Source organism: Silvania sp., from assembly GCF_051656365.1.
In the GTDB taxonomy this organism is placed as follows: Bacteria; Pseudomonadota; Gammaproteobacteria; order Enterobacterales; family Enterobacteriaceae; genus Enterobacter; species Enterobacter hatchlandensis.
In genome coordinates this window covers 1-13,117 of sequence record NZ_JBOGBT010000046.1, presented here as the reverse complement: position 1 = coordinate 13,117, position 13,117 = coordinate 1, and the positions used below count along the sequence as shown (strand labels likewise).

General features: G+C 57.0%; 12 protein-coding genes. 4 read left to right on the top strand and 8 right to left on the bottom strand.

What is annotated here, in order from left to right:
• Positions 1 to 52 precede the first annotated feature (52 nt).
• The 3 genes from ACRDD5_RS10050 to blr form a co-directional block, all read right to left on the bottom strand.
• On the bottom strand, positions 53 to 493 hold the full coding sequence (locus ACRDD5_RS10050; RefSeq protein ID WP_438676668.1) for a DUF2569 domain-containing protein: 441 nt from the start codon (positions 491 to 493) through the stop codon (positions 53 to 55).
• A gap of 86 nt (positions 494 to 579) precedes the next feature.
• Positions 580 to 795, bottom strand: coding sequence for a transcription modulator YdgT (ydgT, locus tag ACRDD5_RS10045; protein ID WP_271269851.1), 216 nt, complete (start codon positions 793 to 795; stop codon positions 580 to 582).
• A 197-nt stretch (positions 796 to 992) separates the two neighbouring features.
• The gene (blr, locus tag ACRDD5_RS10040) at positions 993 to 1,151 is read right to left on the bottom strand and encodes a division septum protein Blr (RefSeq protein ID WP_271283739.1); all 159 of its coding nucleotides are present in this window, start codon (positions 1,149 to 1,151) and stop codon (positions 993 to 995) included.
• 233 nt (positions 1,152 to 1,384) lie between these two features.
• On the opposite strand from blr, the gene ACRDD5_RS10035 reads away from it, so the two are divergent.
• Positions 1,385 to 2,425: an oxidoreductase gene (locus ACRDD5_RS10035; RefSeq protein WP_438676667.1), complete on the top strand. Its 1,041-nt coding sequence runs from the start codon at positions 1,385 to 1,387 to the stop codon at positions 2,423 to 2,425.
• Positions 2,426 to 2,458: 33 nt separating this feature from the next.
• Here ACRDD5_RS10035 and add read toward each other — a convergent pair whose 3' ends face one another.
• From add to malX, 3 genes are all read right to left on the bottom strand, one after another.
• Entirely contained in the window at positions 2,459 to 3,460 is a 1,002-nt protein-coding gene (gene add, locus ACRDD5_RS10030) for an adenosine deaminase (protein WP_271283737.1), read from the bottom strand.
• Between the two features lie 97 nt (positions 3,461 to 3,557).
• Positions 3,558 to 4,730 (bottom strand): MalY/PatB family protein, encoded by a 1,173-nt coding sequence (locus tag ACRDD5_RS10025; RefSeq protein ID WP_438676666.1) that lies wholly within the window; start codon positions 4,728 to 4,730, stop codon positions 3,558 to 3,560.
• Positions 4,731 to 4,778: 48 nt separating this feature from the next.
• Complete coding sequence (gene malX, locus ACRDD5_RS10020) at positions 4,779 to 6,371, bottom strand: maltose/glucose-specific PTS transporter subunit IIBC (protein WP_271283735.1); 1,593 nt, start codon at positions 6,369 to 6,371, stop codon at positions 4,779 to 4,781.
• A gap of 178 nt (positions 6,372 to 6,549) precedes the next feature.
• Here malX and ACRDD5_RS10015 point away from each other — a divergent pair, with 178 nt between their 5' ends.
• Positions 6,550 to 7,578: a Mal regulon transcriptional regulator MalI gene (locus ACRDD5_RS10015; protein ID WP_438676665.1), complete on the top strand. Its 1,029-nt coding sequence runs from the start codon at positions 6,550 to 6,552 to the stop codon at positions 7,576 to 7,578.
• Between the two features lie 41 nt (positions 7,579 to 7,619).
• On the opposite strand, the gene ACRDD5_RS10010 is transcribed toward ACRDD5_RS10015, so the two are convergent.
• Both ACRDD5_RS10010 and manA read right to left on the bottom strand, forming a co-directional pair.
• The gene (locus ACRDD5_RS10010) at positions 7,620 to 9,161 is read right to left on the bottom strand and encodes a YdgA family protein (RefSeq protein WP_438676664.1); all 1,542 of its coding nucleotides are present in this window, start codon (positions 9,159 to 9,161) and stop codon (positions 7,620 to 7,622) included.
• Between the two features lie 102 nt (positions 9,162 to 9,263).
• On the bottom strand, positions 9,264 to 10,436 hold the full coding sequence (gene manA, locus ACRDD5_RS10005) for a mannose-6-phosphate isomerase (RefSeq protein ID WP_438676663.1): 1,173 nt from the start codon (positions 10,434 to 10,436) through the stop codon (positions 9,264 to 9,266).
• 199 nt (positions 10,437 to 10,635) lie between these two features.
• Here manA and fumA point away from each other — a divergent pair, with 199 nt between their 5' ends.
• Entirely contained in the window at positions 10,636 to 12,282 is a 1,647-nt protein-coding gene (gene fumA, locus ACRDD5_RS10000; RefSeq protein WP_438676662.1) for a class I fumarate hydratase FumA, read from the top strand.
• A gap of 140 nt (positions 12,283 to 12,422) precedes the next feature.
• Positions 12,423 to 13,117, top strand: a 695-nt coding sequence (locus ACRDD5_RS09995; protein ID WP_438676661.1) for a lyase family protein, incomplete at its 3' end; no start/stop codon positions are given.

Sequence of the window (13,117 nt, the reverse complement as noted above, 5' to 3'; positions counted from 1 at the left end):
GCCTATTATCGGACAAAGCGACGCAGGCGACAACAGGTTAACTGTAGGGTTATTACGGGTTCACAAAGGTGTTCTTCACCCGCGTCGAGCGCTTAAAGTAGGGCACGAACAGCGCGGTCACCAGCAGAGGGAAGAGCAACTGACGCACGGCCAGCGCATCGGAAACCGGCGAAAAGGCAAACGCTTTCACCGCCAGTAATACGGAGACAAGCAGCCAGATAATATAATGCTTAGGGACTTTCTGACGGCGCTTAAAAAAGGCGATGGTCAGCCACAACGTGTAGTACCACATGGCGATCGCGAAGGCGAAGGAGATAAACCACATCACGATTTCAGACGTATTCTGTGCGCCCAGCGTTTTTAACGCGTGCGGGGTAATTAACGCCGTGGTGTAAAGCAGCAGCGCCAGGGAGGCACTCAATAAAGCAACCAGCAGCCAGGCAAGCGGGGCGAGTAACCAGCCGCCAATTTTTTCTCCAGCCGTTGTGGCCATCTTCTCTCCCGAAAGTCAGTCAAAGCGCGTGCAGCGAAATTAGCAGGGGCGAGATTATATAACAATTCAGTTGAATGGCTACTTTCTTATTCCACGAAGTGCCAGACCGCCTTGGGAACCTCACCGATGTTGAACAAACGCCCGCCAGAGACCAGCTCAGCGCGGCGGTGATCGGCGGCACGGTACATGCTGATGATCTCCTGATGATCGCTCAGGGTATAGTTCAGATGGTCAAACAGCTTTTCCAGGCTTTCCAGCGAATTAATTTTGCGAAATTTTAATAAATAATCTTGCACGGTCATATTAATTATTTTCCCTATATAAAGTCAGTCATACCGAAGGGGTATTTCGTTTGAATAACAAACGGATCAAAAAAAGGTAAACAGCGGTACCTGCCCGTCGGCAAAATTAAGAATTTTCTTTACTGGTAAATCAGGCGTCGACTGACGCCTGCAGAAGGGTAACGCTGTTCATGACGGCTGGCAATACGCAACGGCCATCAGCTGTGGTTATTAGGGGGGGTATGCTGCATCACGCTGTTAACCGGCTCTGGCGGCTGATAGGTATCAATCTGGCTGGCGATACCCAGTAACACGACTGACACGCCCAGAACAATCCACCCTGCTAACTCAATAATTCGATTAATAATTGTCGTCATGATTCATTAATTAGATTTGTCCATAAATTCAGGTTGAGAATTTTACAGCGCACCCGTCCATGCGGCAAGCGGTTTGCGAGGCTGTTTTATTATTTTATTCAGCAAGTTATAAATGTTAATTAGAAATTACTGATTGCAAATAGTGTATTTCACCGGGAAACCCCAGATTAAACTATTGTGACGTATGAAAAGATCGTGTGAAATAAGCGTGTAAAAAGATGAGAGGCAACTTCATGAGTGACAAAATCCGTGTTGGATTAATTGGTTATGGTTACGCGAGCAAAACGTTTCACGCGCCGCTGATTGCCGGTACGCCTGGGATGGTGCTGGCGGCAGTGTCCAGCAGCGACGCGACGAAAGTCCATGCTGACTGGCCGACGGTCCCGGTGGTCTCCGAGCCTAAGCATCTGTTCAACGATCCCGATATTAATTTGATTGTGATCCCAACGCCAAACGATACGCACTTCCCGCTGGCGAAAGCCGCCCTGGAAGCGGGTAAACACGTGGTCGTCGATAAGCCTTTCACCGTGACACTGTCACAAGCGCGCGAGCTGGATGCGCTGGCAAAAAGCCTCGGCAAACTGCTGTCCGTATTCCACAACCGTCGTTGGGACAGCGATTTTCTGACCGTCAAGGCGCTGATTGCCGATGGGTCACTCGGCGAAGTAGCTTTCTTTGAGTCTCATTTTGACCGTTTCCGTCCGCAGGTGCGTAACCGCTGGCGCGAGCAGGCAGGCCCCGGGAGCGGCATCTGGTACGATCTGGCTCCGCATCTTCTCGATCAGGCCGTCAATCTGTTTGGCCTGCCGGTCAGCCTGACCGTCGATCTGGCCCAGCTGCGTCCAGGCTCGCAGGCCACGGATTACTTCCATGCGGTACTGAGCTATCCGCAGCGTCGCGTCGTGCTGCACGGCACCATGCTGGCGGCGGCGGAGTCGGCGCGCTATATCGTTCACGGTACGCGCGGCAGCTATGTGAAATACGGTCTCGACCCACAGGAAGATCGTCTGAAAAATGGCGAGCGTTTGCCGCAGGAAGACTGGGGCTACGACATGCGTGACGGCGTCCTGACCCGCGTTGAGGGTGAAGAGCGAGTGGAAGAGAGCTGGTTGACGCTGCCGGGCAACTATCCGGCGTACTACGCGGGTATCCGCGATGCGCTGAACGGTGACGGTGAAAACCCGGTTCCGGCAAGTCAGGCGATTCAGATTATGGAGCTGATCGAGCTGGGTATTGAATCCGCCAAACATCGCTCGACGCTCTGTCTGGCGTAATGCAATCAGCCCGGCGAGATGCCGGGCTTTTTATTATCCCTGCGCAACCTTATCACGCAGCGCTTGTTTCTCAGCAGGCGTTAAAAAGGCCATCTCCAGACCGTTGATCTGCGCCTGGCGGATCTGCTCCCGGCTCAGCCCGGCCAGCGCCGCAGCCACCGTATATTCATGAATAATGTCCACGCCCTGAACCGCCGGATCGTCGGTGTTCAGCGAGGCCAGAACCCCATGCTCAAGGAAGATTTTCAGCGGATGCTGCGCCAGCGTGGCGACGGTGCTGGTCTGGATATTGGACGTCAGACAGGATTCAATCCCGATGCGCTGCTCCGCCAGGAAATCCATCAGGGCTCTGTCTTCCACCGCTTTTACCCCGTGACCAATACGCTCGGCGCCCAGCTCACGGATCGCCTGCCAGATGCTCTCCGGGCCTGCGGCCTCACCGGCATGCACGGTGACGTGCCAGCCTGCATCGCGCGCGCGGTTGAAGTGAGAGAGGAACAAACTGCCAGGGAAGCCCAGTTCATCACCCGCCAGATCGATGGCAGTGATCTGATCCCGGTGCGCCAACAGCGCTTCCAGCTCCTGCAGGCATGCTGCTTCGCCAAAGGTACGGCTCATGATGCCAATGAGACGCGCTTCAACGTCAAAGGCTTTGCAACCTTCGCGCACACCCGCAATCACCGCTTCAACGACACCCTCTACTGGCAACTGGTGGGTCATCGCCATATATCCCGGGGAGAAACGCAGCTCAACGTAGTGCAGGCCATTGCGGGCTGCGTCTTCGATGTTCTCATATGCCACGCGACGGCAGGCATCCAGCGAGGCCAGCATCTTCACGCCCCAGTCGAGCTTGCTCAGGAAGCTGACCAGATCCGGTTCGTTTTCGGTGACCTGGACGTGCGGGATTAAGCTTTCGAGCGTCCGGGCGGGCAGGGTCAAATTATATTGTTGCCCGAGGTCGAGAATGGTCTGGGCACGAATGTTGCCATCAAGATGGCGGTGAATGTCAGTTAACGGCAGGCGGGAATCAATCATGGTCGCACTCTTATAGTTAAAGTAGTGCGGCCCATTATAAAAATAAAACGAGGTAAAAAGCTATTTGCGCAAAGGAATATTCCGTTGCGCAAACGTTTTAACCCAGTGAGCGGATCCCGGCAATCAACCGCTGCACCCCTTGCTCGAGCTTACTGCGCGGGCATCCGGCATTGAGCCGCACAAAACCTGCGCCCTCCGCACCGTAAGTATACCCCGGCATGATCGCCACTTTTTGCTGCTCGATCAGCACCTTCTGCAGGGCGTTGTCGTCAAGATTGAGCGGGCGCAGGTCTATCCACGCCAGGTAAGAGGCCTGCGGCGGCTGCCAGTTGAGCGCGGGAAACGCAGCGTTCAGCGTCTCAGCAACATAGCCTAAATTGGCCTCCAGATACTGACGCAGTGCATCCAGCCACGGCTCGCCCTGGCGGTAGGCGGCAATGTGGGCAACCAGCGCCAGCACCGAGGGTGACGACAGGCCATCCCGGTTTTTCAGCGCCTGCAGGTACGCACTCCGGCTGGGCTCATCGCTAATCAGACCATAGGCGCCGGTCAGGGCGGGAATGTTAAAGCTTTTGGAGCCGGAAGTGACCAGCGCCCAGTTGCCGCGCGCCACCGCGCTCCAGGGTATGTGCTGGTGCTCGCCCCACACCATATCCATATGAATTTCATCGCTGATGACCTTCACGTTATGACGTTCGCACAGCGCGGCCATGGTGGTCAGCTCGTCGCGGGTCCAGACCTTGCCGGTCGGGTTTTGCGGGCTGCACAGCAGCAGAATGCGGTTTTGCGGTTGGGCCAGCACCGCTTCAAGCGCGTTCATATCGCACTGCCAGCCGGTAGCGTCTTTCTCCAGCGCCACGCCCACCACCCGGCGCTGATTGCCCTCGATGGCTTTGTAAAACGCGTCGTAGGCGGGAGTATGCACCACCACGCCGTCGCCCGGATTTGACCCCTGGCGGATCAGCTCAGAAACCATATAGATGACCGACGGGCCATACACTAATGCGTCGGTGTCAATCGGGCAGGCAAAACGCTGCTGGAACCAGTGGACAACGGCCGCCAGAAACTCGTCGTTTTTCCAGCGGCTGTAGCCAAACACCCCATGATCGAGGCGCTGATGCAGGGCATCGGTAATGCAGGGGGCGGTGGCAAAATCCATATCGGAGATGGTGAAAGGCAGCAGGTCGGATGCGCCGAAACGGTCGGCGACGTAATCCCACTGGGTGCACCAGGTGCCGTGACGATCCACGACGGTTGAAAAATCGAACATCTTCTCGTCCTTTAAATGAATGCCCCCTTCAGCGAAGGGGGCGAGACGTCAGGCTTCTACGGTGCGCATCAGGGTGGCCAGTTCATCTTTCACCGACTGGACCTGCGGGCCAATCACCACCTGTAGATTGTGCTGGTTGAGCTGGACCACGCCGATGGCACGATTGGCTTTCAGCGCCGCAGTGTCGACCTTCGACATCTCCTTCACCGACAGACGCAGGCGGGTGATGCAGTTATCCAGCGTCGTGATGTTATCCGCGCCGCCGAGGGCTGCCAGAATTGCCGGGGTGTTGTAACCCGATTTTCCGGTGACGCCCGCCACCGCCTGTTCCACGCTGGCCGCACTCTCGATATCACGGCCCGGCGTTTTGAGGTTAAAGCGGGTGATGGCGAAGCGGAAGATGGCGTAGTAGACCGCAAACCAGATCCCGGCCACCACCGGCACCAGATACCATTTGGTTGCCAGACCGTGCAGGATGCCGAACACCACAAAGTCGATCACGTTGCCGTCGGTATTCCCAATGGTGACGCCCAGCACCGCCATGGTGGTAAAGCCCAGACCGGTCAGCAGAGCATGGATCAGATACAGCACCGGGGCGACGAACAGGAACAGGAATTCGATCGGTTCTGTAGTACCGCCGACCACGCAGGCGATGACGCCGGAAATCAGCAGGCCTTTAATCTTATGCCGATTTTCAGGACGCGCGCAGTGGTACATCGCCAGCGCCGCACCCGGTAAGCCGCCGAGGAACGCCGGCATTTTACCCTGCGACAGGAAGCGGGTCGCGCTCTCCGAGAAGCCGTGGGTGGTAGGGCAGCTCAGCTGCGCCTGGAAAATGGTCAGCGCGCCGCTGACGTTATTGCCGCAGACGTCCATGGTGCCACCGGCTTCGGTAAAGCGGATCAGCGCCACCAGAATGTGCTGCAGGCCAAAAGGCAGCAGCAGGCGTTCGCCGGTACCAAAAATCATCGGGCCAAAATCACCGGCACTGTTGATGATATTGCCGATACCGGTAATGCCCATTGCGAAAATCGGCCACACCAGCGGGATCACCAGCCCGAACAGGCCCATCGCCACGGTGGTGATGATTGGCACAAAACGGGTGCCACCAAAGAAGGCCAGCGCGTCCGGCAGGCGGATATTGTGAAAACGTTCGTGCAGCATCCAGATGATGACGCCCGCGATCACTGCGCCCAGGATGCCGGTATCAATCGACTGGATCCCCAGCACACTCTGAATATTGTTGGCTTTCAGCACTGCCGCGTCGGTGGTTGGCAGAATGCCTTTCGCGGTCAGCCAGAAGTTGACCGCCAGGTTCATTACCGCGTAGCCAACGAAACCGGCAAATGCCGCGACGCCTTTGTTCTCGCGCGCCAGCCCCAGCGGGATAGCGATACAGAACATTACTGGCAGGAAGCTAAAGGCAAAAGAGCCGATTTTGCTCATCCAGACGAAAATCGCCTGCAGCACAGGGTTGCCCAGCATCGGGATCAGGGTAACGACATCGTTGCTGCTCAGGGAACTGCCGATCCCGAGCATGATCCCGCAGAAGGAGAGCAGCGCCACGGGCAGCATAAAGGTTTTACCCAACGACTGGAAAAACTCCCATAGCGATATTTTTTGTGCTGCTTTCGCCGTCATAAAACGACTCCTTGAATGTTAAAATAAGTTTACCTGCCTCAGTGCTGCGAGAAGATAAAACGTTTTATCAAAGTTTAGTGCGCGCTAAATCACATTCTCAGGCTTTGGTAGAGAGTATAAAGATAACGTATTGATAAAACGTTTTACCGATCTCATTATCAGGGAGTCACGCCGACACATGGCTGTAGCGAAAAAAATCACCATTAATGACGTCGCGCTGGCGGCTGGCGTGTCTGTCAGCACCGTTTCACTGGTGTTGAGCGGAAAAGGACGGATCTCCTCCGCCACCGGTCAGCGGGTCAATGACGCAGTTGAACAGCTGGGCTTTGTGCGCAATCGCCAGGCCTCGGCGCTGCGCGGTGGGCAAAGTGGGGTGATTGGTTTGATTGTGCGCGACCTGACCTCGCCGTTTTATGCCGAGCTTACCGCCGGCCTGACGGAGGCGCTGGAGGTCCAGGGGCGGATGGTGTTTTTACTCCACGGCGGACGTGAAGCCGATCAGCTGCTCCAGCGTCTCGACATGCTACTGTCCCAGGGCGTCGACGGGGTGATCATTGCCGGGGCCTCCGGTCTGAGCAATGAACTGTGCGAGCGCGCCGCGCAAAAAGGCGTTCCTCTGGTGTTTGCCTCCCGTGCCAGCTATCTGGACGAGGCCGACACGCTGCGCCCGGATAATATGCAGGCCGCACAAATGCTGACCGAACATCTTATTCGTCGGGGTCACCAGCGCATCGCCTGGCTGGGGGGCAACAGTGCCTCCCTGACCCGTGCGGAGCGGGTGGGGGGCTATTGCGCCACGCTGCTGAAATATGGCCTGCCGTTCCACAGCGAATGGGTGGTCGAGTGCGACGCCAGTCAGAAAAAAGCCGCCGAAGCCATCGGGGCGCTGCTGCGCCACAACCCGACCATCAGCGCGGTGATCTGCTATAACGAGGCGATTGCGACGGGGGCGTGGTTTGGCCTGATGCGGGCCGGACGCCAGAGTGGGGAGGTCGGGGTGGATGCTTTCTTCGATCACCAGGTTGCGCTGGGGGCATTCGCCGATGTGCCGGAAAATGCGCTCGACGATCTGCCGATTGCCTGGATCACGACGCCCGCCCGCGAGATGGGATATACCCTGGCCGACCGCATCATGCAGCGGATTGAACGCAGCGATGTGGCGGCGGGACATCAGATTGTCCCGGCAAGGCTGGTGGTAGGGCGTTAGCCTGAAGCAATAAAAAACCCCTCGGAGAGGGGTTTTGTTTTTTACTGCTGAGGCACAACCGGAACCGCAGGGTCTGCCGGGACGGCAGGTTCAGCCGGAACTGCCGGTTCTGGCATCCCCAGCGTAGGCACGCCAAACATCCCAACAAACTCTTCCAACGGCATTTTCTGCCCGTTGAGCGTCACCTGGCCATTCGCGTACTGCAGGCTGGCGCCAATCACGTTGTCTTCCAGGGTGGTGATGCGGAACATCTGACCCATCGCCGCCAGGCCTTTCACCTGCTGGCTGGCCAGCTTGCCCGCGTCTTCGTCGTTATAGCCTTCGAGCTTCGCCACCTGGGTCATCAGCTCGGTCGCCATGTCCATCGGGATGGTCAGCTTGCTTTCGAGGGACTTCACGCTGCGATCCACTTCCTGGGACAGGGTCTGCGCTTCACCCGTGGCGGTGGCCGGATCCTTCATGAACAGCGACAGGTTGAAGTTGGTCTCGCCTTTGCTGTTTTTCCAGCTCAACGGGGCAATGGTCACCACCGGTTCGCCCTTCAGCAGGATCGGCAGGTTGCCGAAGAAAGCATCCATCGCTTTCTGCTGGTACAGCGCTGGGTTATCGGTCATCAGCGCTTTGTCGGCCAGCAGCGCCTGGCTGTCGGCGCGGTATTTCTCGCTAAACTGGTGCCAGGCCTGCCCGTCGATATTGCCGACTTTCAGCGTAAGCTTGCCGTTGCCCAGATCCTGATTCTGCACTTTCAGGCTCTTGAGGGTGTAATCCAGCTGGCTGTTGATGCTTTTGCCATCCTGAGAAACCTCAGATTTACCGGTGAGATCCATCCCCTCCAGAACCGCCATCTCTTTGCCTTCAATGGCGATTGCCAGCTTATCCAGGATGATCTTCTGGTCGCCAATACGCTCGTCAAAACTGGTCAGGTGGCTGTCACCCTCGGCTTTCAGGTTGTTAAAGGTCAGCTGGACCTTTTGATTGTATTCGTTCACCGCGTTAACCAGACCGCTGGCCGCTTCACCTTTCAGGGAGAAGACATTGCCTTCGCGATCCGCATCCAGCTGGAAGTTACCGCCGCTGAAGGCCACTTTCTCGTCGCCGCTCTCGTAGTTCAGCGGTTTCAGGGCGATATCGGAGCGGGTGTCACCGGCATAGCTGATGCGGGTGTCCACCACGAACGGGGATTCATTCTTCGCCAGATCGTACAGCGGCTTCGCGGCTTCGTTGTTCACCAGGGTGGTTTTAACCGAGGCCATCGACGGGATCAGGTTGAAGGTTTTCAGCTGGGTCAACGGGAACGGGCCATGATCGACCTCTTCGTTCAGGATAATGCTCTCGCCCGGCTTCAGCCACGGGCTTTCGGTGCCGGCCAGCGGTTTAACCACCAGCTGCAGATGGCTGGAGAACACGCCGCGCTGATAGTCCTGATAGCTCAGTTCGAGCCCGGATTTTTTGATTTCGCTATTTGCCTGAGCCACCATCTCGGCCATGCGGGTTTCCAGCTGTTTCCCGGTAAACCAGGAAGCACCTGTCCAGACCACGCCTAACGCAACAATAATGCCTGCAGCTATAACCGATTTTTTCATCGTGATTATCCATAAAAATGAAACCGAGCGGTCAAAACCGCCCGGTAAGGTCATAAGGTTACCTATAGCTTAGCAATAATTGTTAAAACAATCAGTAGGTCACTACAGCTTATTGAATACCCTTGCCAGTCGTCCGACGCCGCTGACGCTAACCGGTGAGTCGTTGGCGGCGATAAAGGCGGACTCGCCAGGCTGCAGTACCAGCCGCTCGTCGCCCTTGCTCAGTACCGCTTCGCCGTCCACGCAGAACAGGATCGCGGCGCTCTGCTGGGCGATAACCGTTTCTGTGCTGCTCAGGGCATGCAGGGAAAAGGCAAAGTCATCTACCGGGATCGGGAAGTCCAGCTCAGCGCCGTTTTGTACCGGCTGGGTGAGCAGCTCCGCCGCCGGTTTGGCAACGAACTGCACGTTGGCAACCAGTTCCGGGATATCGATATACTTCGGCGTCAGCCCCGCGCGCAGAACGTTATCGGAGTTGGCCATCACCTCCAGCGCCACCCCTTTAAGGTAGGCGTGCGGCGTTTCGGCAAACAGGAACATCGCTTCGCCGGGGGCCAGTTTCACCACGTTCAGCAGCAGCGGAGAGAACAGGCCGCTGTCGTCCGGGTAAAATTCTGAAATCACGCGAATGGTCTGCCACGGCTCGCCCTGCTGGTTGTTCAGCGCGGCTTTCAGCACGCCCAGCGCGCGCGCTTTCTCGTCGCCCTGCATATTCAGCAGGCTGGCGAACAGGTGGCTCAGACGGCTGGCATCGGGTTTTTCGAGGAAGTGGGCAATCGCGCTGTGCGCCCCGGCAACCGGCTGCAGCAGGGAGACGATCTCAGAGAACTCGCGGAAGGCGTTCATCGCCAGGAACGGGGTCAGGGCGAACACCAGCTCAGGTTTGTGATTCGGGTCTTTATAGTTACGCTCAGCGGCATCCAGCGGAATACCGGCCGCGTTCTCTTTGGCAAAGCCTTCTTCCGAAGCATGTTTGTTGGGATGGACCTGGATAGAGAGGGGCTGATCGGCGCACAAGACCTTAAACAGGAACGGCAGTTCGCCAAAACGTTGGGCGACAGCGCTACCTAACAGCGTCTCTTTATCGGCATCGATCACATCGCGCAGAGCGCGTATGCCGTGGGCATCGTCAATTTTTGAGCTGCTCTTCGGGTGCGCGCCCATCCACAACTCTGCCATCGGCAGGTTGTCCGGGTTGGCGATGCCGTAGAGATCCGTTAACGCAGTTTGACTTCCCCAGGCGTAGTTCTGCACTGAGTTGATGAGTTTTTGCATTATCAAGCCCTGTTTCAAATGTGGAATTAACTGCCCGTATTAAAGCAATAAACCGGGCGGAAGTAACCTCTGCGCGGAAAAAGTCGTACTAGTCTCAGTTTTTGTTAAAAAATTGTGTAGGATAGGCCAACTCGCTTTTAAGCAGGGCAACGGAAGATCTGCCTGAACCATAATCAGCAATGTCGTAAGTGAGAGATCAATGTCGAACAAACCCTTCCATTACCAGGATCCTTTCCCGCTGGCAAAGGATCAGACCGAATATTACCTGTTAACCCGCGACCACGTTTCCGTCTCTGAATTTGAGGGACAAGAGATCCTCAAAGTCGATCCGCAGGCGCTGACGCTGCTGGCGCAGCACGCTTTCCACGATGCCTCCTTTATGCTGCGCCCGGCGCATCAGCAGCAGGTGGCCGATATTCTCAGCGATCCGCAGGCCAGCGAAAACGACAAATACGTCGCGCTGCAGTTCCTGCGTAACTCCGATATCGCCGCCAAAGGCATTCTGCCGACCTGTCAGGACACCGGCACTGCCATCATTACCGGTAAAAAAGGCCAGCGCGTCTGGACCGGCGGCGGTGATGAAGCGGCCCTGGCCCACGGCGTGTACAACACCTATATCGAAGATAACCTGCGCTACTCGCAAAATGCGGCGCTGGATATGTACAAAGAGGTCAACACCGGCACCAACCTGCCGGCGCAGATTGACCTGTACAGCGTCGATGGCGACGAATACAAATTCCTGTGCATCGCCAAGGGCGGCGGTTCCGCCAATAAAACCTATCTCTATCAGGAAACCAAAGCGCTGCTCTCGCCGGGCAAGCTGAAAAACTACCTGGTCGAGAAGATGCGCACCCTCGGCACCGCAGCCTGCCCGCCGTACCACATCGCGTTTGTCATCGGGGGGACTTCGGCAGAAAGCACCCTGAAAACCGTCAAGCTGGCCTCCACCAAATACTACGATGGCCTCCCGACCGAAGGGAATGAACACGGTCAGGCGTTCCGTGACGTTCAGCTCGAGCAAGAACTGCTGGTCGAAGCGCAGAACCTTGGTCTGGGCGCACAGTTTGGCGGCAAATACTTTGCCCACGACATCCGCGTGATCCGCCTGCCGCGTCACGGTGCCTCCTGCCCGGTGGGAATGGGCGTCTCCTGCTCGGCAGACCGCAACATCAAGGCCAAAATCAACCGCGACGGCGTCTGGATCGAAAAGCTGGAAAACAACCCAGGCAAATACATCCCGGAAGCGCTGCGTAAGGCGGGCGAGGGGGAAGCGGTCCACGTTAACCTGAACCGTCCAATGAGCGAGATCCTCGCGCAACTTTCTGCCTATCCGGTCTCCACCCGTCTGTCGCTGAACGGCACCATTATTGTCGGTCGCGATATCGCGCACGCTAAGTTGCAGGAGCGTCTGGATAACGGCGAAGGGCTGCCGCAGTACATTAAAGATCACCCGATCTACTACGCAGGCCCGGCAAAAACACCGGATGGCTATGCGTCCGGCTCGTTAGGCCCAACCACTGCAGGCCGTATGGACTCCTATGTCGATCAGCTGCAGGCCAACGGCGGCAGCATGATCATGCTGGCGAAGGGCAACCGCAGCCAACAGGTGACCGACGCCTGCCACAAACATGGCGGCTTCTATCTGGGCAGCATCGGCGGCCCGGCCGCGGTGCTGGCGCAGGGCAGTATCAAAAGCCTGGAGTGCGTGGAATACCCGGAGCTGGGGATGGAAGCTATCTGGAAAATCGAAGTCGAGGACTTCCCGGCGTTTATCCTGGTGGATGACAAAGGCAATGACTTCTTCAAGCAGATCCAGTCCTCCCAGTGTTCTGCTTGTGTAAAGTAAGTCTGTAGTTATGCCGGGCGGTGCGAATGCCGCCCGGTAAAAAAAGAGCGCACAAAGCGCCATACCGTTTTCCCGTTCTCATCAATACTTATTTCTTTGAGCTGTGAGCAACCCACTTCGTTGTTATCAAGGAGAAAGTAATGACCACCTCACGCAGTGAGAAAGACTCGATGGGTGCCATCGACGTCCCGCAGGACAAACTTTGGGGCGCGCAAACCCAGCGTTCGCTGGAACACTTCCGTATCTCCACTGAAAAAATGCCTGTCTCGCTTATCCAGGCGCTGGCGCTGACCAAACGCGCGGCCGCCAAAGTGAACCAGGATCTGGGCCTGCTGGCGGCGGAGAAAGCCACCGTAATTATTACCGCCGCTGATGAAGTGCTGGCGGGAAAACACCCTGATGAATTTCCCCTCGCCATCTGGCAAACCGGCTCCGGTACGCAGAGCAACATGAACATGAACGAAGTGCTGGCAAACCGGGGCAGCGAACTGCTCGGCGGAGTGCGCGGCATGGAACGCAAAATCCACCCCAACGATGACGTTAACAAAAGCCAAAGCTCCAATGACGTCTTCCCGACGGCGATGCACGTGGCGGCACTGATTGCCCTGCGCGAGCAGTTGATCCCCCAATTGAATGTGCTGAAACAGACCCTCGACCAGAAGGCCCATGCCTTTGCCGATATCGTCAAAATTGGCCGTACCCATCTGCAGGACGCTACGCCGCTGACGCTGGGTCAGGAGATTTCTGGCTGGGTGGCGATGCTTGAACATATCCTGCGCCACATCGACCACAGCCTGCCGCATCTGGCGGAGCTGGCGCTGGGCGGTACCGCGGT